The sequence below is a fragment of the Enterococcus olivae genome (assembly GCF_053760925.1).
On the sequence record NZ_JBSMVT010000001.1, the window covers coordinates 64,935 to 85,311 of the forward strand.

The following is a 20,377-nucleotide window of genomic DNA, read 5'->3' on the forward strand; positions in this document are numbered from 1 at the left end:
CGACCTTAAATATTTAATTCTGCGTAGCCATTTCGGTATTTTGATTCAGATAATACTCTATCTACTTTTTTGAGAGCTTCCTCAGCATAGAATATCGCTCGACCAGTGTCATCCATGCTTTCGACTTCAATTCTAATAACTTGATTCGGCATTAAATAATGAATAGTATTACCGACTTCCAATGTCATGCCTTTTGAAACACTCCCCAAAATTTCTTTGAGCTGTTCCTCTGTCGTAGCAAAACATATTTTTCCGCCATCAGTTGTAATGATCGTTACTTCTTTCATTCTACTACCTCCACTCTACAATAATCGGGGTATTCTTTCGCAATATCTGATAAACCATCAAATAAGACTTGCAAACAGACATCTTCTTTAACGCTTGAATCTAAAACAAAATACCCGCCATCACGTTCGAACGTTCGCCCGAATGATAGCAAGGTATTGGTTACTGTGATAAACAAAGAAGAAACGCCAGCACATACTATATCATTGCCAACTTCGGCATAGTTTGCATGCCCTTCTACGTTGTACCAGTAAAATTTATCGTTTTGTTTCTTGAAGGTTGCTTTAATCATCAAAAGACACCTCGACTTTAACCATCTTTTTAGCTGTGTAATTCATTAGCCATCTAAGATAAAGAATCATCAACAAGCAAACAATCAACATAGTAACATGCAACCAATGGAAAGCAATTATCATTGATAGAATGCTATAAACGATACAAAATACCAATCCTATAATAATTCCAGCCATCGTTGATAAACCTAAAAGATTCTTATTACTTTCTATTCTTCTTTTAAGTTCATTCTTCATTTCCTTGTTCATTTTCATCATCCTCATTCTCTTCTAAATCGCTATGACTTCTATCAGCTTGTAACCCTAGCAGTTTTGCTTGTCGTTCGATATTTTCCTCTTGTTGCTCCCTTAACATCTCAAGCAGTTCTTGCGGATTGTCAACATCATCCAACCAGCCTAGACTAACTAACAACGGTACAAACTCTTGTGAGTCTCTGATTTGATCTATAACGTCTTTACGGTCAAACGGTAGGTTAATCTTAAAGCGCACGTTTACACGGTCTGTGTCCACTTTTTGACCCTTTACGGTTAAGATATTGCCAATCAGTCGCAAACGTTTGATAACACCATCCTCAAAGTAAGATGTTTTAACTGATAACGCTAAAAGCAAGCCTAATAGTTTGAACTTCATCGCTTGGCCACTCTGTGTTCCTGCAAAGTTTTCATCGTTTAAATTCGGCACGTAGGTAGTCTTATGAAAGTCATCAAGGATGGAATCAGCTAACACTTGTATTTGTGTTTCGTCAAAGGTCTTAGTGACATATTCGACCTTAGCGCCTTCTTCTCCACCTTGAGACGGTGCTTGTAAGATAATGCTACCATTCATTGTTTTTGGTTTTTTATCTGGCAAAGTAAAGCCATATAGAACCATCATCGCTTTTACAAAGTTTTGCTTATCTTTGATCCGATCAGTCTGTAATAGATTGTAACCGTCAATTTGCGATAAGTTTTGCTCGTAGTCGCCTTGTTTTTCTTCATTGTTTCTAAATTCGACTACTGGCACATCGCCAAAGAAATGCTCTTTCGTTTTCGGCGTTTCCATCAATTGACCTGGCTCAAGTTTCTTATTTTTAGATTTGTAAGTGATTTGATGGTTTTTAGTGTAAACAGTAATCTCCCAATATTCAGTGCGTGTAAGGTCTTGTTTCTTTCTAGGTCTAACCGCAAACAATGGCGTACGCTCTACGGTGTCATCTACAACTAGAAACATCCCTCTAGGATCGATCCATGCAACCTTGGGATAGGTTTCATCTGTTTTTTCGTCAACAGCTAAATAATGCAATTCTAAGCCTTGCCCCATCGCTGACAATCCTTTTTCAAGCTCTATGTCATGCTTGGCTATCTTCATTTTTGCGAGGGCATCAGTTAAAACAGTTATATCCTCGCCTTTTGGTACGGTATATGATAAAGGATTTCCGACAGAAAAGCCTGTCATCAAGTCCGTTACATACTTAGCGAGATTGACATAGATTTCATCTAGTTCATGAGGTGTTTTAGATGCTTCCTTGCCTTCCTTGTGTGGTTTGCCGTCATAGTAATCAAATAGCATCTGCAGGCGTGGCAGTTCTTTCTCATGTTCCTCGATACAATAATTGATTACATCAAAGCTAGGGTTGCGAATATCACCCGCTAGCTCTCTATCTATTGCAATTGCCATTTTCAGCCTCCTTTCTATGTCATCCAATCTGGTTTCTCCGCAACTGTAGCCACTGGACTTTTAGCGATAATCGTATACACGAAATATCTAACAGCATCCATTGCGTGATCGTGTTCTTTTACAGGTTTATCCTCGCCACGATTCGCAGCTTTTTCATCCCAGATATACGAACTAAATTCTTTCAGTGTGTTTTTACAAGTTGGGCTAAATAATATTTTTTCTTGATTTAACAGCGTGCCAACGAATCTTATACCGTCTGCCACATCGTTCTTTGCTTTATTAACCTCTAACCCTCGCTTGCGAACCTCTGCGATAAAAGAAGCTGCGGAAGGGTCAATAATGATTTGTTTTATTTTGGTACTGCCGATAAACTTTTGCAGATCGTCAGCATATTCTTTGTCAGTCTTTTGTTTTCCTTTTTCTCGCCCGGAATAATAATATTCTTTTGTGCAGTACCAAATATCATTTTTCCCTTTTTGCCACAAAAGAAAAACGGTCGCGTTCTGCGTACCGTAATCGACTGATATATAATTTTGATTGGGTAAAAGGTCGGTTAGTTGATTGTAAACATGTTTCAACTGATCGAACATGTCGTAAATAATCCCCTCGGCAACCGTCCATAAGCCCAAAATATAGCGCTGATAGAAAACTCCTGTATACATGCTTCTGTATCTGACTTTTATCTTATCGGACAAGCTCAAATTGTCATCCATCGTAAAATGTAAGTAAACTATATTCTTTTCTTTTACTTTTTGGATCCAATTGACATAAAACCAATGATAAGGACCGTCAGGGTTACAGTTAAACCAAAACTTAGATCCTTCTTCCGAGCAACGCCCAGTTGCTTGATTGACAAAACTTTCTGGCATAAGGGCGACTTCATCAAAAAACATTCCTGCAAGTGTGATCCCTTGTATAAGGTCTTGGGATCGTTCGTCTTTCCCGCCGAATACATAGAAGTAATTCGTTTTATTTTTCCTACTAACTTCCAGCATGTTATCCGCTCTATGGTCTTTGATACGATAACCACGAGCTACGAGCATCAATTTGAGCCAAAATAAAACGTTACGGCGAAACGATCCAATCGTTTTCCCAGCCATCCCTAGGTTTTTGTTATCAAACGTAGCCATCGCCCATAAAACGAATGATAAGGACATAGAAAGAGTTTTACCGCTACGAATAGCACCGTCTGCAATAATGCCATCTTTTTCTTTTACAGCACTTTTTGCAGTCCACCAAGTCAAAACTTGCTTTTGCTTTTTGCTAAATGGTTTAAATTTGAAAACTGTTTTTATTCGTCTGGCCATAGTTCCGCCCCCTCTGATTCGAGAGCCTCAATAAAGCCGTCATCTTCTATTATTTCGCCATCGTCATGATCAACCGTTTTAGCTATCTGTGCTTTGATTTGAGCGTTTCTTAACTCGTCGCCGCCTAAATACCTAAACAGCATATCAAGCGCCTTCTGTTTATCGTACAGCTTCACAGATACGCCATCCTTGCCTTTCTTAACTTCTTGGATAAGCGAACCATCGACTTCATCGGAACTTTTGAGATGAACATAAGAGTATTTCACTTCGCCAGTTGTTTTCACGATCGGCATACCGTTTTCATCGACTTCATCCGTGATCAAAGGTTTTTCAAGTTCGTAAACTTCTTTTTCTGTTCCAAACTCTGTAAAGTCGGTTATCTCTGCAAAAGCTTGCTTGGCGTACTCTGCTATGATGTCTTTGATCGTCACATAGCTATCTCTTTGCAACTCTGCTTTGATCCGATTGAGTTCTTTCTTTACATTAGGGTTTCTAAGCAATCTCGAGCCCTCAACCATCGCTGTATTATACTTACAATCAAATACAGATAGATAAGCTTTTGTAGCATTAAAACGATGCTCAAAATACATCAAGCAAAAGAGTTTCTGCTTTTCTGTTAGATCGTCATTATCTATAACCATCTTAGGCGTTTCGCTCTCTGCAACGCTACGTGTAACGCTACGCTCTTTCTTTGCAACGCTACGTTTCACCGTTTCGGTTTCTTTGCCTATTAGCTCATCCCATTTATAGCGAGACTTCCAACCTCTGACCGTTCCGGGTGATGCGCCGACTTCTTGAGCGATCTCAACGAGTGGTTTCTCTCCGTTACTGTCTTTATATAGATTAAATGCTAACTCTCGCTTTTCCACATCAGCGCCACCACCTTTCTATCTATGTACGCAAAAAAAGAAGCTCGGTACAATCACCAAACTTCTATCTCTGTTTTATCTTCGTTTTGTTCTAACTTAACCGCATATGCCTTTAGCAAGCGATCACGATCATCTGCTTTAAACTCCGCTAGCGCTCGTAGGTCATTGGGTGTCAATCTATTGCCATCTAGGATATATCCAAAGACAGCTAAACATTTATCTAAGTAATCTTCTTGCGAGTTTGAGACTGATTTTAAACTTTTACTCATACCTATCGCACCTCGGCTTCCTGGATCATTTTCTTTCCACCTTGACCGATAAGACGGATCGCGTGCCATTCGCTAGTAAAGATTTCACGTTCTCTAAAGTCGTATTCCTCTGTTTCTAGCCATTTTTCAGCATCTTCCGTAGTTTCGAATTTAACTACTCTATGCTCCCAAGCTCCGAATTGATACTTGCTACTTACTCCAATAATTTGTTTTGCCATGTTAATCTCTCCCAATCGTTTTTATTTTGTGTTATGATTGGGATAGGTTGACCGTCCAAAGTTTAACCTATCCCGAATCACTGACTTTTGTTAGTGGTTCTTTTTTTCTGCTCTTAGCAAGTCTATATCTCTTTTCAGATAAACGATCTCACCGCCTGCAGTTACTTCAATCAATCCTCTTTCACAGGCTACTTCTATAGCAACTCCTAAGTAGGCTAGCTGTATATCTGTTAGATCTTCTTTGCTATCTAATACCTCAACTTGTAAAAATAAATCTAAGTCTAACAATTTATGCAAATCTTTTTTTATTTTTTGTTGCAATAGTGTATTTTCATATACTTGGTTCATTTTCTCCATCCCCTTAAACTAATTCAAAATCAAATAGTTGCGTGTCGCCTAAGTCTTGGTAGCAGTTGTAATCGTATGTGAAGCTCCCTAGTTCTGTTTCTGCTACTAAGTCAATGCCATCTTCTTTTACGCTTAGAATACGTTTGAAAGGTACTCTGTCTTCTGCTTCGATCTCTGGGTTGCTGATTTGATTTTCTAAAAATCTTTTGAATTGATCTAATAAGTTCATTTTCTTTTCCTTCTTTCTTTTGTCTATCTCTTGTTTACATTCATAGTATATAATTATATACATATAATGTCAACAGTAAAACGAAGAAAAGTTGAACATTTATATAATTATATGTATAATATGTTTATAAACGTTGAAAGAGAGGGGTTTTACTATGGAAATAAATATAAAAAGTTTGGATGAGTTACAAGAATTTATGAAAAATAACCTACTAAAGAAGCAAGATGCCATGAAAGTTACCAATCAATCCGCCCAGGCATTTACCAACGCAGAACGAGCAGGGATGTTCAAGCCTTTTTACGAGACTGACGGGACAACGTCAAGCAAAGTTAAATTGTATCTGCGATCAGATATAGAAGAGTACGCCGATAACAAACGCAAAATATAATACTTCCCTTTCAAGCCGCCTATTAAGGCGGCTATTTTTTTACTATGTAAAGCAACCCATTACAAATGATTTTTAAAAGGGGTGATATCTTACGTCTGCCGCTGACTTAATGGGTTGCTATGCTGATCTAAGGACTTGCACCTTATGGGCACTTAATAGCCGACAGCTTTAATGGCACGTATTAATGCGCCTTGGATGTGTTTGTCGTTAATGGATCCATTGCCTAGATAAATCAATTTGCATGCCTTAATGGCGCTTATATCCGCTTCCACCGTTAATGCAAATAAGATATATCTAGCTTTTACTAGCTTAATGGCGATCCTTCTGTTTTTAGGACACTTATTACTAACTGTTAGATACCAATACATAACGACACCGCCTTAATGACAATAAAAATAGGACTACCCATGGCAAGGTAGCCCTACAAAAAGAGAGAAAAACGATAGGAATGAGTTCGAAAACTCAAAACTGATAAATTTTAGGCTTTTCTTCCTGCTTCCACTATTTTTGAAATTATTAGGTTACATACCCGAGAAGGCTGAATCATCAGGAGCTACCCGACAACTTCTTCTTGCTTTTAATGTATGGTCGAGGTCGACGCCCCACAACTTTCACTCGAACATTCAGCATCTTTTAAATGTTTGTCATCTGTCGACATAGCTATCCAAAATGTTTGCTGACGAATTAAGCTACTCGTGCCAAGGTCTTTCGTTAAACGCCTATTTCTAGGTTTCTCGTCAAAGCGATTCTTTTGAGTTTTCCAAGGTCTACCAGGTTTCTCACGCCTCCGCCTAACTTGGATTCTTTCACATCTGCGACGTCTATTATCTCGCCCGAAAGTCTTGCACCTTATTTCTGCATAGTTTCCACACGATACTTTGCGCTTTTTCCCTTTTAGGAAAAGCCTTATCCCTATCTCTAGGTTATGGCATTTTAATATAAAAGTATCCCTTTATACTAAAATCACGACTTACTACCGCATCGTCCTAGCACGCTGTTCACACGTTCTGCACTAGGTTTAAAAATTTATTCAGTTTTCAGTTTTCGAACACCAAAATTAATAGCGGTTTTTGTCTTTCAACGTGTAACCGCCAAACACTAAATCATCACTCAATCACTGTCAGATGACTGAATGGCACAAAGAAGAGTAAAGAATATTGTGAGTAATCTTACTCCGTAGCATGAAAAGCTCACACCGATTTGATAATACTATGTTATCACTGTTTTACCCCTCAAAACGGTACAGTTTAACCCTATGAAATGGTACAAACTACCATCCCAACCGTTGGGCGATTAAATCAACTATCTTTCTTTCGATTTTTCGGCAACCATCTTCGGTGTAACCGTCAATGTTTTCAGCGATTGCCACCCATGACATTGGCTCTTTGGAAAAGTATTTCAATTCGATAATCTTCTGTGCCTCGTCACTACTTCTTGCTAGCACGTCTGCAATGACCTTAATGGCTAACGAACGAAACTTAATTTGTTCATGACTTGCTAGCTTAATGGCTTTTTCTTCCGCCTCAAACACTGGTTTTGACGATTTGCCACCGCCAACATTTTCATCATCTTCCTGAAAAGGATAGAGTATCATTTGGCGTAAATCGCTGTTTTCTTTTTTTAACTCATTGTAATTTGCTAGTAAATCTCTTACGTGCTGTCTTGCTTTGTTGCTAATTCTTACATTTGCCAAATCGGAATCCCCCTATTTACTTTGGTTTGTTATAGCCGTTAGCCATACGCCTGTTAATATTGTGCTAGTCATTTCATTCAAGCCATTATCTCTTAATGTGTTGAAATAATCAGCGTGCATTTTTGCCATCTGCTGAACACCGACATCTATTTCTTCTTGGTCTCTGATTGCTTGCTCTGCTTGTTTAATAGGTTCATTCATTCTAATCCTCCCCGATAGTCCCAATCAGCGCCAACCCCTGAATCGTTTCAGCTGCTTTTATCGCTTGTTCTTTGGTGTCAGCATAGATATATACGACTTGTGCTCTGCCTTTTGTGTCAATATATTTAACTTTGAACGTCTTCATTTCACACCTCTAATTCATTCGCAAAGGCTTTTTGCACATCTGACAGCGCCTTGCGATAATCTTTGATCGTTTGTATCTCTGTATCGCCACCGAGCGTATGATGCTTCTGGATACCTTTGAGCGCCATTTCTAAACTGGCATACCATCCAACTGTTGATACAGCTTCTAGTTCGTTTCCGTCTTTGTCTTTTACCATGATGATTTGTTCTTTATCATCACGCCTTACTTTGCTAACCGTCACTTGGTTTGTGTCGCTAGTTATGCGATAATCCAACACTTTCATATTCAGCATTTGTTTCTCCTTCCAACTGTTAAGGATTGCTTAACTGTTCGTTTATTAAACTTCCAACAATTCTGGGTTATCCCAAACATTGCCAATGACAACATAATCGTAATTAACATCTTGAACCATTAATGACAATCCGTTACTTTCGCCGGAAAGAGAAGAATCTGGAATATCGAATGCTGGATAATTATCGCCACACCATTTCACTTCGACGATTTCTGATTCATTCCATTCGTCATGGTCTATTTTCAAATAGTCACCAGCGAATATTTCCTCACATTCATCATCTTTTAAGCCGGTTGATTGCATTAACTCATATTTCCCATTTAAAAGTTCAATATCATCTAAACAAATCACTATTGGAAAATCTGGGTCTTTAACGAAAAACCCGATTATCTCGTTCACATCTCGCATGATTTTCTGTTGAATATCCCATGCTCTGTATTTTGGCAATTTCATTCTGATTCCTCCTTAGACATAGCCATCCAAGTTCCAATCAATGCGCTAAATCCATTTCGAGTAAACTCCAACTCCATAGTTTGTTGCTTTTTGTTTCTAGTTGGTAAACATTTTGTTATCAGTTTAAAATTTCCGTTATCTAATTTTTCAACGCTAATTGATTTTTCAATATAACCTACCTCTGTCAATGCTACATTCTCCATTTTCATCACTCTTCCTCCTGTTCACAAAAGACTTGACCTAATTCATCTTCGATTACACGCATTCTTTGTTCTACTTCTTTTATCAACCATGTGGTTAGTTCTGCATTGGTTAAATCCATTCCTAAATCTTTCGAAAGATTCACTTTATAAATCAGCGACGACCTCGATATTTCGTTCTCAAGTCTTGCTGGCGTGGAAATCACCATTTCATCACAATTTTTAAAGCTGTTTGTTTTTATTTCTGAATAACCAGTTGGTTCTTTATTATCAAATTTCAAAGCTTGCAAGAAATTTTCACATTCCCTATATTGCCTTGTCAGTAGTTCGTAATACCTAGCTCTCTCCTCATACTTCTTGAATTCCATCGCTCTTCCTCGCTTTCTGCTATTTCGTCGGATTACTGACTAAATTACCTGTGCAAGCCCATCATATGAACCATCTTCGTTTCCCCAAACCTCGATTTGAAAAATAGCACCATTTTCTAACTTTTGTTTTAATTTGTAATATCCATCATAAATATCTTCAACTTCTTCAATGTCATTTATTGCATAAATTTTTTTGTACTCAAGGTTATTTTGTTTTAGGTAATCAACATAGTGGGTGCCCCACGCTTCGTCTAAAAATTTTGTATAGGCATGAGATAACGAATTCGCATAAAATTCTTTGTCTTCATAGTTAAACATCACTCTTCCCCCTGTTCAAACGCCCATTTAGAAAATAATTCTAGGACATGCTCTTGCTGATTATCTGTCAATTTTTGTTTGATAAATCCCCAACGTTTAGATGCTACATTCTCGATTGCTCCGAACGCTGTAGTAAACGGTCTGTTTTCTTTGTAATAATCTTTCAACCACTCCAGTACAATCCGCTGATTCTCGTTGAGGGTTGGTTGTTCACCCTTTAGACTTCGCAAATCTTCGATAAGCATTTCTAAATACGCCATACGTCTCCGCTTGTTGTCCTCAACAACTGGAAAATCAGTTCCCAGTGAATCATTTAAAGCAACGTATTCCATTTGTCGTTTATAAATCAATCTGTTTAATTCACTCACTTACTCCACTCTCCTATTTAAAATTGCTTACCACCATGCTTGTACGGACGGCTTTTGTTAAACTCGTGTTTCTGTTCAATGATTTCTTGCAGATCGATTCCGTAACGTTCGCACATATCCATGATTCTGATCACAACATCCGCCAATTCAGACGGCACACCTTCGAGTTTTCCATTTTCCCCCAAGTAAGTTTCGTTTAGTTCGTGACCATTCCGAGACTCTTCCAGTGCTTCTGAAAGCTCCGAATGACATAAGGCAATTAATGTGCCGAATTCTCGTTCTTGCTCCCACCACCCGTGATTTACTGCGTTTTCGTGTACCTCTGCTTGTAATTGTTTAATTGTTTTCATCTTCATTCTCCTAACTGGACTTTATTAATCGTGAATACTGTTTCCGTATCGCCTTGTAGTTCATCTGCTAGTGCTTCTATTCCGTCAAATCCACGATCTAAAACTTCCTCGAATCGTTCATCTTCTCCGTGTAAGATACCGTTTAAAATCATCGCTAAATCATCAGCTGCAATTTGTATTCTTGTCGTTTTCACTCTCTCACTCCCTTTAATAATTCGACCGTTGATACTCCAAAGATATATGCCAATTTTTGCAACGTCCGTATGGTGATATTTCGTTTTCCGTCCATCAGATCGTAAAAATATTCCAAATTCGAACTTTTGATCAGCTCAAACGTAATCGCCGTTGCTGACTTTCCACTTGATTCAAATAATCTTCTAACGTTTGCGCCCACAACCTCGGCAATTGGTGCTTCTCCGTCAGGAATCATACCCTCACGCCTTTCTGTAACCTAAGCCAACTAAATTATCAATTGCTGTGTACAACGTCTCTCTGTACGCCATAATGTGCTGTCTGCCATCGAGGATTTTTTCTAAGTCTCTGGAATCCACGAACCGATAAGTCAACATTTCCTCGTCAGCGACAATCGCCCGATCATAACTCTTGTAAACTTTAATCATGGTCTCCCTCCAACACTGGTATCTTTTTGTCCTCGTCAGTAAATGTCATCTTGGACAAGTTCTGTTCCTTAATATCGTATCTTCGTACACGGTTTGCTCTGACCCATTCGCCAAAACGTGCAGTCCCCACGCCTAATGCTTTTCTGATGTCTCTCACGAGATAGCCATTTTGCAACATGTACAAGTAATTTTTTCGTGTCAATTTATCAAAGTCCAATTTTGGCAACGGCTTAGAGTCAGCGATCGAATCACTGCCGATCACCTCTGATAGCTTCTGGACCTTTTGAACCGCCTGTTGATCGTCTCGCCAATTTTCTTCGAGCGTCATTGCAAAGATCACACGTCTTGCTTGCCTTTTTTGATACTTCGTATAACTCATTTCTTCACCACCCAAATCTAATCATTTCTTGTTGAGGTCTATATTCTTTCGTTTCAATGGTTTTGTCATCCAATTCCGCCATCAAATACTTATTCATGACCTTTTGCATATTCCGTGACATTTCGTCATGTTGTTCTTGTTTACGTTGAATGTTTTTCAGTACGTTTTCTTCTGATTCCGATACAATCACATAGACATTGACAATCTCTGTTTGGCCAAACCGATAACAGCGTCTGACCGCTTGATAAAACATCTCAAAACTATCGGACAATCCGCAGAAAATCATGTTGTGGCAAGATTGGAAATTCATCCCCCACCCTGCAATCGAGGGTTTACTGATAAGTCTTTTCACTTCATTCTTAGCAAATCCGTTCAACGCTTTCTCTTTCTTTTCTGGCTTATCAGCACCTCTGACCTCCACGCCATCATCAATCGCTTTTCCTAAAGATTCTGATTCGTTATTGAAGTCGCACCACACAAGAAACTGTTCCTGTGGCTTCTGATTGATGATTTCAACCGTTTTATCTACTCGTTTGACTAAACTATCTTTTCTTGCCTTTCTACGCTCTGTGAGTGTTTCAGCAAGCGTTGGGAGTAATTCTCCGATTTCTGTTTTTGATTCGACTGTGATTGTTTTGATATTTAAACCAGGCAAATCGTAACCTGTATCGTCATAGCCTAAATCGCTAGGCTTTTTGATAAACATCGCCCAAGTGGCTATCCATTCGTAAAATTTTGCTTCACTATGTCCTTTCAATCGCCAACCGATACCACTTGTAATATCATTGATGAAAAATTCGGATAACATTTCACTTCTACGCTTCACACCTAAAAATTCTGCTGTCGTTCCAATTTCTGTAAAATCATTCGGACTAGGTGTAGCGGTACAACATAATTTGTAAGGTGTATCTGCGAATCGTTCGATTAAATCGTTGGTTGTTTTACCCGTGAAAGATTTCAAAATAGAACTTTCATCAAGGACAATTCCAACGAATTTACTTGTATCGAATTTATCCAATCTGTCGTAGTTCGTGATATTCAATCCGTTGATTACTTCTGATTGATCGCGCACATATTTAACAGGAATGTTGTATTTCGTTTCGCCATCATCTGCCGTTTGTCTGGCAACCGCCAAAGGGGCTAGAATCAACACTGGTAGTTTCGTATGCTTATGGACTTCATCTGCCCAACTTAGTTGCATAATTGACTTACCAAGTCCAGTATCGGCAAATATTGCTGACCTACCTTTTCTTAAACCCCATCTCACTAATGCCTTTTGAAAGGGAAACAGCATAGGATTCACTGTTTCCACTTCAAAGCCTTGTTTGTTACTTCGATATTGCTTTTGTTTTAGAAAATCTATATATTCCATTAGTCCAACCCCTCGAATAAATCTACTTCTTGCGGTTTTTCTTCTGCGTACTCGCAATTTTTCACTGCTTGCTGGTAATAGGATTCTTTTAATTCAATCCCAACACCTTTTCGCTCCATAAGCAATGCTTGATACACTTCTGAACCAATTCCCATGAAAGGTGTAAAAACTACATCACCCTCATTGCTCCAAAGTTTCACGCAACGCTCAATCAAATCCAGTTGCAACGGTGAAATGTGTTTCTCATCTTTCTCCGCCCGTGCCGATTGTTTTTGAAGTGTGTTGGATTGTTTAATATCCATCCACACTGGGCTTGCGTATTGTTGCCACAGATCAACTGGGAAACTTTCATTCGTGTTCGTAATATGTTCCGTATTTTCGCCTTGGTTGCGGAATGTTATAATATAATCGGCTATTCCTTGACGTGACATGCTACTGTCTTTTTTGATTTGTTTATGCAACAACCCTAGTGCCTTTGTTCGCTGCATAGCCACTACTGGGTCTTTCCAGATTGAGACTCTGGAATGGTAAATAAATCCCTTGTCTTGGAATAGCTTTATAATTTGACCAGGAAAATCTTTCAAACCGATAAAACCATCTTTGTACTTGCTTGTTGGTAAATCCATACAATGCACACTCACTAAGCGCCCTGGTTTAATTGTCCTTGCCAACTCTTCCACGATAATTCCGAATTGGTAGAAAAATTCATCTTCGCCACGGTTATTTGATAAATCCCGTAAACTATCCGAATACGTGTATAAATCAATGAACGGTGGACTGAAAATAGAATAGTCCAACGAATTATCGGGCAAACCTTTCATGATTTCGCAACTATCGCCGTTGTATAACGTGAAGTTACTCCCTTGATGTTGGTTCAATACTTTCATTGAGTAGCTCCTTTCCTTTTTCTGTCACTGTTAGAGTTCGTGGTGATTTTTCGACAAAATCAACCAATCCATCATTTTTCATTCGCTTTAGCAATTGGTTCATGGTTGATGTGCTTTGAATTTTCTCATTCCACATCACTTCACGAGTCGTAGGTTGATAACCTCGCTTTTGGTAATGAGTAAGTATAAAACGAATGATCGATTTTCTTCTTGTTAAGTTACGTTTCATCCCAACTCCTCCAACTCAATTTCTATTCGAGGATTCTCTTTGTCCACCTCAAACGATTCAACATACCCAGCTATCTCGTTCCAACCATCATTTTTTAGCAATCCACTTTGAATCATGCCATCTTGGATGAATTTCTTCGCAAACATGATATTGTCTAAATCCTTACGCTTGTTCTTGCAAACCCACGTAATATGCAACTTGATTGGCAATTTTAGTTTCTTAGTACGGATCGGCATAAAAGCAACGGCGCATTTATCTGTCTGCCGTTTCTTAATCTTCGCTGCTTTGAAACGGTTTGTTCGTTCGGCGTTAATATAAGTGTTCAAGTCTGTTAATTCGCCTTGTATGATTACTTTCACGTTTTAACCCCCTTCTTAGCTCGCTGATACAGTTCTTGTGCTTCTGACCATAAATTCATCTGTCGTGACATTCAAGTAGCTGAAATCGACGTTAAAATGGTTCTTAGGTACTCTGTCTGTAATCAGCAACATATAGCGGTAATCAAACATGAAACATCTAAAGGCTAATTCCGCTGTTGCTGTAGTCGTTTCATTCATCTTGATCAAGTCTTGGGCGTATTGGTGAGCTTTCTCAACATAGCTTTGCTCATTTGGGCTTAACAACGAATAGATCAGTACCACTGGCTTTGTATAATCTTTAGTCACTATCCGTCTCTCCTTTGCTCGCTTGGTATTCCGCCATAGCTTTCTGCATGCGTGCCATCATTTCGGGATCTTCTTTCTCAACGTACGGTTCGTTGTACCTTTCGGGAACAACTTCTTTGCGAATTGGTTGTCGTTGTGGCTTTTTCTGGCGTTGCTTAAAGTCATTGTCTGCTTTGACTGCTTTTTCTAACGTGTCAATATTTGCCAATTTCCAATTTTCGAATATTCGATTGATGTACGGTTTCAGTGCGCCTAATTCTTTCCCGTAGTCGTACGAAGTTTGAATAGCGAAGCAAACCATTTCTCGTGGCCATTCTTTCATCCAACCAGAAAGAGCCGATTGCAAAATGCCAGTAGGGAATTTGCCATAGAGATTTTGAATCAATTCTGCTGGGTAGACTGATGGTTGTTGTCCTTCTTCTACATCTTTCTCTATCTCTTTTCTCTTATCTCTATTCTCTATCTCTATACTCTTAGTTGCATCGTGTTGCAGTGGTGTTGCATCTGTGTTGCAATGCAACACTTTCGGCTCTTTTTTGTTCGCTCTGCTCCTTCTGGAACGTTCTGTACTATAGGCTTCTGATCCCACCATTTCAGGAACTCTGTTCAAGAAATATTCGTCATCCTCAACGATTTCTAGCAAACCTTTAGACTGTAGAAACTGCAATGTGATAGATACATTTTCTGTTTCCTCATCCAAATCAAGCGCTATTTCATCGATGAAATCATTTCCTACCGATTCAAAATAAAGCAATCCATTATTTTCAAGGCTTCGGAGCAACATTTTTAAATAGATGATCGTGTATGTGTCGCCACCAGCGATCCGTCGTAACATTTTTATTTCTTTTTGTTCAAAAAAATCATTTTTTAATTTTAGCCAGTAGTAACGTTTTTTATTTCCAGTCACGCTATCACTCCTCTACAGGTACAGCGAAAGCCCAGAAACGTTCATCAATCGTCTTAATTTGCGATTCGGTTAGTTTAATTTTCCAATTTCCGAAAGCATTCCCATCGTATGAAATACGTGTTTCATCGCTGGTCACATTATGAATAAGATAAACAAAAGCTGTTTTAAGTTCTGCACTCTCTGCACTCTCTTCATTCCATTCAAACATCGGTATTTTCACTCTGTACAAGGGTTCTTCGACTTCATAGCCGTAAAATATTGCATCAATTGCTAACTCTTGATTCTTTCTCACCCACACACCTAGTTTAGATTCATAATCTACTTCCTCGTGATTAGCATTTTCGAAATGACGACCAAAACCTTTCTGAGATAACTTCCAAAGAGCAAATCGTCTGGCACTTCCTGGTCTGCTGTATTTTTCTTTAATTTCCTGATACCATTCATCGAATTCTTTTGGCGCAACGATTTTCGGCTGTTCTTGCGGTTCATCTAATTGTTCTGCAAGCTCAATAGCTATGCTATATGCATGCTTTGTTGGAAATACATGTTCGAAGGTTTTTCTGCGATATTCCAATTTTTCGATTAATTGTTCTTTATTCATTTTTATCCTCCTAATTCGCACGTAACCAGTAAGTTTTACCGTCATCTGCTAACACAGCCACATGAGGTTGATCGAAATGATCATATTTAATTTCGTTGTCAATTTGTTTGATTTTTAAAGCTTTCCCATACCAAAAGAATGTTTCACCAACTGAATATCCTGCTTTTGTTAATGTCATAGTTTCTCCTCCTAATTCATTCGAACTGGCGTGACAATAAACTGATACTTGCCCTCTTGTATTTCACATAAAGCAGGTACAACTGGGGAATTATCAAGATGAATCGTCACATCATCCACTTCATAGCGGTTCTTCGCATCTAACATGAAATTAACCATTCGTAGCAATACATCTGCTGAAAATCCAATTTTCATTGGCTCATCGGTGTAACTACAAGCAACATCGATCACAATAGGGATTTCAGAATTTTGATGATTGTTCGTCATTTTTAAGTGGTTCTCACTAAGTTCGATTTCTACCACGTTTGAGAAACTACCTTCTTTTAGTGCGGTGATGATTCTTTTTAGAACTCCCAAACTAACAACCAATTTATTTGTCTTGCCTTTTCTGTCAAAATGCCTATCAGTGTTTGGATAAGCACGTTCCGTTTCAAATTCCATGGTGAAAATGTTTTGTAAAATCGGTTGTTTGATTTCTAAATTGTGAAAGTCTTTGATTTTCAACATCACATGTGAATCTGTCGCTCGTAGACTCCCGTCCGTATGGTATTGAACGCATTGCAATACTGGTCTTGAATCGCATTTATAAACAATTTTCTTTAAGTGTTGATATAATTTGTTTTTTTGCATTAGATACTCCTCAATTCTTCTAATTTCATTTCTATTGCCTTTTCGTACAATTCTTCTGTTTCGTATTTTTCATCGAACCTTAGCAACTGTGCATTTGAAGTAATGCCTATCTTTATCAATGCCTCTCTATCGAGGAATACTGGCTTCACATCATAGTCTTTTAAGAATCGTATTTCTCCTAACATATGAGCAATTACATGATGTTTCCAACACAAGCTAGCAAATGGAAATTTCCTATGATCAACATTATTTCTTGCTCGATTACCAACCGCAGTTACGTGATGGATTTGAGCATGTGGTTTACCGCAAACGCTGCACTTTCGATACTTGCAACTGAAATAGAAAAAACTGTTATTTTCTAGCAAGTATTCATATCGTTTTTTTAGTGGTACTCCCTCACGAATAATCAACTCAATCAAAAAATCTAACCATTGGTTCATATCATCTTTTGTCGCTAATGTGTGGTTAAAATCCTCTTGCCTTTCAGAGTCGTACAGAAACTTCAAATCATGCTCTATAAGTATTGGTACATCTGAATACCAATCAGCAATGTCTTTGATTAGAACGTGCGAGAGGGCGTTCTGTTTTATCGTCTTTGGGTCATTATCCAAAAATTTCATTTGAACAAAATTCTCTTTCCCTCTCGCAAGCATTTTTAAATATTCTTCGTTCACTTCATCGTTAAGTTCGATCGTTATTTTATTGTCTTTGTGTTGAATGATTTTACCTAGTTGAAACATACGAATCACTCTTCCGTGTTGCTTAGTTCCGATACTTTCATATGCCCTCGGCAGTATTCGCATTTACCGCAATAATTAGGAGCAACTTCTCCGTTTTTAACTTGGATGATTCGTGGCAAGACTTTTTCTAATTCCGCCAACTCTACTTCCAAAAACCAATCATCAAGCTGGTACACTTTCACGCTAGGCGGTTCCTGTTTTGATACACCAGCGATAACCGGCGTGAATGTTCTGCCGTATTTAATTTCAAGTAGCTTGGCGTACAACGCCATTTGCAAGTAGTAACCAAAATCAACTACCCATGAGACACGTTTGTTATAAACCGTGCTCCAAACTTTCTTTTCAAGATCAGCACTCGTTTTAATATCTACGAAATAATCATTTTCAAGGTTTAGACAGTCGATTTTCGCTTTCCATTCAACGCCTAAGTATTCTTCTTGAACAATTACCTCTTTCTCGCCGTGATATAGGTTCGTGAAGAACTCTTGAGCTTCTAGCGCTTGAATCATATCCTCGGCAACTTGGAACGCCTTGAGTAAGCTGTGAGGGCTTCGTTTTGAGTACATCCTGTCTTTGTTCTCTTGTTTGAATTTCTCGTGTGCTTCCGGGCTTTCAAATTTTGAATGTACATAATTTCCGACTAGTAAGGCAACTGGGTCCGAACTAGGCTCCCAGTCGTCCTTGAGCCTTGCCATCGCTTGTGCTTCACATTCTTTAAATCGTTTTATTTGTGAGTTGGACATGTATTGCCAATCTGATTCATTGGTATAATAATTTTCATCAGAAAGGACTATCTCCTCTTGAATCATCCGATCTCTCCTCTCTATCAAAATTTAGTGTTTCTTGGACCGCTTCTTCTTTCGTTTTGTTGTATTCGGCAACTGCATCATTTTCAAAAGGTTCAACAAACGGATCAGCATTTTCAAATGGTTCTGCTTGTTTGATAGTTCTTCCTTGCGTTGAATTAGCGATTGATTCCAACTGATTGATTTTTTCACTCTTTACTGGTTCTTCTTGAACATTAGAAGGAACTGGATTGCTATCATCTTCTGTGTACATCGCACCTAAATAATCAGGGAATGCTTCACGTAGTGCGTTTACAATAGCTACCTTCCGGATCATGTTTTGTGGCATAGTTTTCCAGGTCGCTCGACCTTTACTGAATTCTCCAAAATCAACAACAACTTTTATTCTTCGTTCACGATCTTTGCGGTGCACTTTCGCCCATCCGCCGATTAAAATATCGTCTTTGAGTTTTACTGATCCTTCGATTTCAACTAATTCATCCTTGCGTTGCACAACGATGCCCGCTTCAAAACCATCATATTCAGGATGACTTTCAGCACGCTTCATAAACGCTTCTTTTGAAACGATAATTTCGGCTGGTTTTTCTCCTTGGAACTTGACCAAAAACGCTTCTTTCAAAAATGGGTTCAAATGTTGGAAACGACATAGATTTAAGAACAGAACAACTTCTTGATCAGAAACATTTCCACCACCACTTACTAAATATTGCTTGATCATATTTCCGCTAAGTTTGACTTCTTCGCCATTCACATCAAAAGTGACAGGTTTTGTCATTAATTCATTTTCACTAGCCATTATTTATCCACCCTTTTAAATTTAATATTGTGATCCTTCATGTATTGATTTAAGCCAAACAGCGCTTCTTTTTCGCCTTCGATTTCTAAAACAAACTTCATGATTTCTGATTCCGTTGGTACAGTTTCTTTTTCGATTGGAACACTTTCTTGTTGTTCCACTTGCGCCTTATAGTCACGCTCTGCTTGTTCTGCTAGTATTTGTTGTTTCGCTTGCCGTTTAGCCACTCGTGCAGCTTCTTTAGATCGGGGAATCCCTTGTTGCATTTGACGTTCGGCTTTAGCTTTTTCGTCTTCCAATCGTTTGCGTTCAGCGTTTTCTTCCGCTTTCTTCTTACGCTCGATCGCTTGCTTGATGGTTTCGATAATTTCAGTTGATGAAATACCTTTATCGATCATGACGACATAAGGAGTTGGATCCATATCAACCATTTCAGCAAATTGCTGAACAGTCGCTTTTTCATTCGTTATTCGTTGCTTTTCATCAACAATGCCTTGAATTTCTGCTCGAATTGCTTTAGTAACCTTCAATACGAGTTTTCCTTTAGGTGTGAATGAACCACTGTTTAACCATGAGTTATCAAAAGATATTTCTTCTGGATCGATTTCATTCTTTTCGCATTCTTGTTCGATAAATTCTTGAACAGTTTTCAAGCGAATTTCTTTTTGTTCAGTTTCATAGCTAGTTAGTTTGCCATTGATCGAGTCAGAAACTTCTTTGATTCTATTCTTGTAACCGTTCATTGTTTTTTCGAAGATATTTAACGGTTCATTGAATTTATTTTTAACAGCGATTCTAGCTTCATCAATCTGCTTAGCGCTCTTGTTTAAGTCGGCACGAGCTTCTTTCGCTTCTTTGATGTTGTCATCAGAGAAGACCATGTTCTCGTAGGTTTTTGCAGTGTTTTCTACCAATTGAGCCAATTTATCTTCATTCAGAATTTTGATCTCACTAGGCTTGTAATCTACATCAAACTTCAATTCTGCTAATTCGTTTGCCATTCCATCAAATCCTCTCTTCTAAAAATTTCCATACCCCAATAAAGCGAGCGATCCTTTTCATTCAACAAATCAAGCAATGTTTCATCGGTTGCTAGATAGGTGTTTAAGAAATCATCAACCATCACGTTTCCGCTAATTTGAGTACCGATGTTTTTCTTGTATTTCACTTGATAAACGATTTCGTCATTTTCGATAGGGTTGTCTTGCCAATCTAATAAAATTGGTTTAGCATCTTCTTTAGTTCGTTCGTTGATATTTGGCATTACATGACTTTCTGTGTCTTGGAGCACGCTGTCGTAATTATCCCAAGTCATAG

At 38.5% G+C, this 20,377-nt stretch carries 40 protein-coding genes; 1 reads left to right on the forward strand and 39 read right to left on the reverse strand.

The genetic code is table 11. The features are described 5' to 3' along the window. Positions 1-5: 5 nt before the first annotated feature. The 10 genes from ACWODM_RS00375 to ACWODM_RS00420 form a co-directional block, all read right to left on the reverse strand. Entirely contained in the window at positions 6-287 is a 282-nt protein-coding gene (locus ACWODM_RS00375) for a hypothetical protein (protein ID WP_455319372.1), read from the reverse strand. Then, a complete protein-coding gene (locus ACWODM_RS00380; RefSeq protein WP_455319373.1) occupies positions 284-577 on the reverse strand; it encodes a ribosomal-processing cysteine protease Prp in 294 nt (97 codons plus the stop codon). Before ACWODM_RS00380 ends, ACWODM_RS00375 begins: the two co-directional genes overlap by 4 nt. After that, positions 570-827, reverse strand: a complete 258-nt coding sequence (locus ACWODM_RS00385) for a hypothetical protein (RefSeq protein ID WP_455319374.1) — start codon at positions 825-827, stop codon at positions 570-572. The genes ACWODM_RS00380 and ACWODM_RS00385 overlap by 8 nt, the downstream gene beginning before the upstream one ends. Further along, positions 805-2,235 (reverse strand): phage portal protein, encoded by a 1,431-nt coding sequence (locus ACWODM_RS00390; RefSeq protein ID WP_455319375.1) that lies wholly within the window; start codon positions 2,233-2,235, stop codon positions 805-807. The genes ACWODM_RS00385 and ACWODM_RS00390 overlap by 23 nt, the downstream gene beginning before the upstream one ends. 14 nt (positions 2,236-2,249) lie before the next feature. Beyond that, positions 2,250-3,542, reverse strand: coding sequence for a PBSX family phage terminase large subunit (locus tag ACWODM_RS00395; RefSeq protein WP_455319376.1), 1,293 nt, complete (start codon positions 3,540-3,542; stop codon positions 2,250-2,252). Continuing rightward, entirely contained in the window at positions 3,527-4,411 is an 885-nt protein-coding gene (locus ACWODM_RS00400) for a terminase small subunit (RefSeq protein WP_455319377.1), read from the reverse strand. Before ACWODM_RS00400 ends, ACWODM_RS00395 begins: the two co-directional genes overlap by 16 nt. A gap of 53 nt (positions 4,412-4,464) precedes the next feature. Further along, positions 4,465-4,680, reverse strand: a complete 216-nt coding sequence (locus ACWODM_RS00405) for a hypothetical protein (RefSeq protein ID WP_455319378.1) — start codon at positions 4,678-4,680, stop codon at positions 4,465-4,467. A gap of 2 nt (positions 4,681-4,682) precedes the next feature. Further along, positions 4,683-4,898, reverse strand: a complete 216-nt coding sequence (locus ACWODM_RS00410; RefSeq protein ID WP_455319379.1) for a hypothetical protein — start codon at positions 4,896-4,898, stop codon at positions 4,683-4,685. A 90-nt stretch (positions 4,899-4,988) separates the two neighbouring features. Then, positions 4,989-5,246, reverse strand: coding sequence for a hypothetical protein (locus tag ACWODM_RS00415; protein ID WP_455319380.1), 258 nt, complete (start codon positions 5,244-5,246; stop codon positions 4,989-4,991). Between the two features lie 13 nt (positions 5,247-5,259). Next, a complete protein-coding gene (locus tag ACWODM_RS00420) occupies positions 5,260-5,475 on the reverse strand; it encodes a hypothetical protein (protein WP_455319381.1) in 216 nt (71 codons plus the stop codon). A gap of 154 nt (positions 5,476-5,629) precedes the next feature. Here ACWODM_RS00420 and ACWODM_RS00425 point away from each other — a divergent pair, with 154 nt between their 5' ends. Continuing rightward, entirely contained in the window at positions 5,630-5,863 is a 234-nt protein-coding gene (locus tag ACWODM_RS00425; protein ID WP_455319382.1) for a hypothetical protein, read from the forward strand. Between the two features lie 152 nt (positions 5,864-6,015). Here ACWODM_RS00425 and ACWODM_RS00430 read toward each other — a convergent pair whose 3' ends face one another. From ACWODM_RS00430 to ACWODM_RS00570, 29 genes are all read right to left on the reverse strand, one after another. Next, positions 6,016-6,231: a hypothetical protein gene (locus tag ACWODM_RS00430; RefSeq protein WP_455319383.1), complete on the reverse strand. Its 216-nt coding sequence runs from the start codon at positions 6,229-6,231 to the stop codon at positions 6,016-6,018. Between the two features lie 902 nt (positions 6,232-7,133). Then, complete coding sequence (locus ACWODM_RS00435) at positions 7,134-7,556, reverse strand: hypothetical protein (RefSeq protein WP_455319384.1); 423 nt, start codon at positions 7,554-7,556, stop codon at positions 7,134-7,136. Between the two features lie 12 nt (positions 7,557-7,568). Further along, positions 7,569-7,757, reverse strand: a complete 189-nt coding sequence (locus ACWODM_RS00440; RefSeq protein WP_455319385.1) for a hypothetical protein — start codon at positions 7,755-7,757, stop codon at positions 7,569-7,571. A 1-nt stretch (position 7,758) separates the two neighbouring features. After that, the gene (locus ACWODM_RS00445) at positions 7,759-7,902 is read right to left on the reverse strand and encodes a hypothetical protein (RefSeq protein WP_455319386.1); all 144 of its coding nucleotides are present in this window, start codon (positions 7,900-7,902) and stop codon (positions 7,759-7,761) included. Position 7,903: 1 nt separating this feature from the next. Continuing rightward, the gene (locus ACWODM_RS00450) at positions 7,904-8,194 is read right to left on the reverse strand and encodes a hypothetical protein (RefSeq protein ID WP_455319387.1); all 291 of its coding nucleotides are present in this window, start codon (positions 8,192-8,194) and stop codon (positions 7,904-7,906) included. A gap of 45 nt (positions 8,195-8,239) precedes the next feature. Then, the gene (locus ACWODM_RS00455; protein WP_455319388.1) at positions 8,240-8,647 is read right to left on the reverse strand and encodes a YopX family protein; all 408 of its coding nucleotides are present in this window, start codon (positions 8,645-8,647) and stop codon (positions 8,240-8,242) included. Further along, positions 8,644-8,856 carry a hypothetical protein gene (locus ACWODM_RS00460; RefSeq protein WP_455319389.1) on the reverse strand — a complete coding sequence of 71 codons (213 nt, stop codon included), beginning with the start codon at positions 8,854-8,856 and terminating at the stop codon, positions 8,644-8,646. The genes ACWODM_RS00455 and ACWODM_RS00460 overlap by 4 nt, the downstream gene beginning before the upstream one ends. Beyond that, complete coding sequence (locus tag ACWODM_RS00465) at positions 8,856-9,215, reverse strand: hypothetical protein (RefSeq protein ID WP_455319390.1); 360 nt, start codon at positions 9,213-9,215, stop codon at positions 8,856-8,858. Before ACWODM_RS00465 ends, ACWODM_RS00460 begins: the two co-directional genes overlap by 1 nt. Positions 9,216-9,254: 39 nt before the next feature. Then, positions 9,255-9,533: a hypothetical protein gene (locus ACWODM_RS00470; protein ID WP_455319391.1), complete on the reverse strand. Its 279-nt coding sequence runs from the start codon at positions 9,531-9,533 to the stop codon at positions 9,255-9,257. Next, positions 9,533-9,901: a hypothetical protein gene (locus tag ACWODM_RS00475; protein WP_455319392.1), complete on the reverse strand. Its 369-nt coding sequence runs from the start codon at positions 9,899-9,901 to the stop codon at positions 9,533-9,535. The genes ACWODM_RS00470 and ACWODM_RS00475 overlap by 1 nt, the downstream gene beginning before the upstream one ends. A gap of 17 nt (positions 9,902-9,918) precedes the next feature. Continuing rightward, on the reverse strand, positions 9,919-10,251 hold the full coding sequence (locus tag ACWODM_RS00480) for a hypothetical protein (protein WP_455319393.1): 333 nt from the start codon (positions 10,249-10,251) through the stop codon (positions 9,919-9,921). Positions 10,252-10,253: 2 nt separating this feature from the next. Beyond that, positions 10,254-10,445 (reverse strand): hypothetical protein, encoded by a 192-nt coding sequence (locus tag ACWODM_RS00485; RefSeq protein ID WP_455319394.1) that lies wholly within the window; start codon positions 10,443-10,445, stop codon positions 10,254-10,256. Continuing rightward, on the reverse strand, positions 10,442-10,681 hold the full coding sequence (locus tag ACWODM_RS00490; protein WP_455319395.1) for a hypothetical protein: 240 nt from the start codon (positions 10,679-10,681) through the stop codon (positions 10,442-10,444). The genes ACWODM_RS00485 and ACWODM_RS00490 overlap by 4 nt, the downstream gene beginning before the upstream one ends. Before the next feature lie 4 nt (positions 10,682-10,685). Next, positions 10,686-10,871, reverse strand: coding sequence for a hypothetical protein (locus tag ACWODM_RS00495; RefSeq protein ID WP_455319396.1), 186 nt, complete (start codon positions 10,869-10,871; stop codon positions 10,686-10,688). Continuing rightward, complete coding sequence (locus ACWODM_RS00500; RefSeq protein ID WP_455319397.1) at positions 10,864-11,250, reverse strand: hypothetical protein; 387 nt, start codon at positions 11,248-11,250, stop codon at positions 10,864-10,866. Before ACWODM_RS00500 ends, ACWODM_RS00495 begins: the two co-directional genes overlap by 8 nt. Positions 11,251-11,254: 4 nt before the next feature. Next, on the reverse strand, positions 11,255-12,622 hold the full coding sequence (locus ACWODM_RS00505; protein ID WP_455319398.1) for a helicase-related protein: 1,368 nt from the start codon (positions 12,620-12,622) through the stop codon (positions 11,255-11,257). Beyond that, positions 12,622-13,509, reverse strand: a complete 888-nt coding sequence (locus tag ACWODM_RS00510; RefSeq protein ID WP_455319399.1) for a DNA-methyltransferase — start codon at positions 13,507-13,509, stop codon at positions 12,622-12,624. Before ACWODM_RS00510 ends, ACWODM_RS00505 begins: the two co-directional genes overlap by 1 nt. Then, positions 13,478-13,738, reverse strand: coding sequence for a LexA family protein (locus tag ACWODM_RS00515; protein WP_455319400.1), 261 nt, complete (start codon positions 13,736-13,738; stop codon positions 13,478-13,480). The genes ACWODM_RS00510 and ACWODM_RS00515 overlap by 32 nt, the downstream gene beginning before the upstream one ends. Further along, positions 13,735-14,097, reverse strand: coding sequence for a RusA family crossover junction endodeoxyribonuclease (locus tag ACWODM_RS00520; protein WP_455319401.1), 363 nt, complete (start codon positions 14,095-14,097; stop codon positions 13,735-13,737). The genes ACWODM_RS00515 and ACWODM_RS00520 overlap by 4 nt, the downstream gene beginning before the upstream one ends. Positions 14,098-14,112: 15 nt before the next feature. Then, the gene (locus tag ACWODM_RS00525; protein WP_455319402.1) at positions 14,113-14,403 is read right to left on the reverse strand and encodes a hypothetical protein; all 291 of its coding nucleotides are present in this window, start codon (positions 14,401-14,403) and stop codon (positions 14,113-14,115) included. Further along, positions 14,396-15,310 (reverse strand): phage replisome organizer N-terminal domain-containing protein, encoded by a 915-nt coding sequence (locus ACWODM_RS00530; RefSeq protein WP_455319403.1) that lies wholly within the window; start codon positions 15,308-15,310, stop codon positions 14,396-14,398. The genes ACWODM_RS00525 and ACWODM_RS00530 overlap by 8 nt, the downstream gene beginning before the upstream one ends. Positions 15,311-15,314: 4 nt before the next feature. Continuing rightward, positions 15,315-15,911 carry a DUF1642 domain-containing protein gene (locus ACWODM_RS00535; protein ID WP_455319404.1) on the reverse strand — a complete coding sequence of 199 codons (597 nt, stop codon included), beginning with the start codon at positions 15,909-15,911 and terminating at the stop codon, positions 15,315-15,317. A 10-nt stretch (positions 15,912-15,921) separates the two neighbouring features. Beyond that, positions 15,922-16,089 (reverse strand): hypothetical protein, encoded by a 168-nt coding sequence (locus ACWODM_RS00540; RefSeq protein WP_455319405.1) that lies wholly within the window; start codon positions 16,087-16,089, stop codon positions 15,922-15,924. Positions 16,090-16,100: 11 nt separating this feature from the next. Continuing rightward, positions 16,101-16,718, reverse strand: coding sequence for a hypothetical protein (locus ACWODM_RS00545; RefSeq protein WP_455319406.1), 618 nt, complete (start codon positions 16,716-16,718; stop codon positions 16,101-16,103). Beyond that, positions 16,718-17,458 carry a putative HNHc nuclease gene (locus ACWODM_RS00550; protein WP_455319407.1) on the reverse strand — a complete coding sequence of 247 codons (741 nt, stop codon included), beginning with the start codon at positions 17,456-17,458 and terminating at the stop codon, positions 16,718-16,720. Before ACWODM_RS00550 ends, ACWODM_RS00545 begins: the two co-directional genes overlap by 1 nt. Before the next feature lie 5 nt (positions 17,459-17,463). Then, the gene (locus ACWODM_RS00555) at positions 17,464-18,267 is read right to left on the reverse strand and encodes a PD-(D/E)XK nuclease-like domain-containing protein (protein ID WP_455319408.1); all 804 of its coding nucleotides are present in this window, start codon (positions 18,265-18,267) and stop codon (positions 17,464-17,466) included. Next, positions 18,239-19,060 (reverse strand): phage recombination protein Bet, encoded by an 822-nt coding sequence (gene bet, locus ACWODM_RS00560; RefSeq protein ID WP_455319409.1) that lies wholly within the window; start codon positions 19,058-19,060, stop codon positions 18,239-18,241. The genes ACWODM_RS00555 and bet overlap by 29 nt, the downstream gene beginning before the upstream one ends. Next, complete coding sequence (locus ACWODM_RS00565; RefSeq protein WP_455319410.1) at positions 19,060-20,061, reverse strand: DUF1351 domain-containing protein; 1,002 nt, start codon at positions 20,059-20,061, stop codon at positions 19,060-19,062. Before ACWODM_RS00565 ends, bet begins: the two co-directional genes overlap by 1 nt. After that, positions 20,046-20,375: a hypothetical protein gene (locus ACWODM_RS00570; protein ID WP_455319411.1), complete on the reverse strand. Its 330-nt coding sequence runs from the start codon at positions 20,373-20,375 to the stop codon at positions 20,046-20,048. The genes ACWODM_RS00565 and ACWODM_RS00570 overlap by 16 nt, the downstream gene beginning before the upstream one ends. Positions 20,376-20,377: the final 2 nt, after the last annotated feature.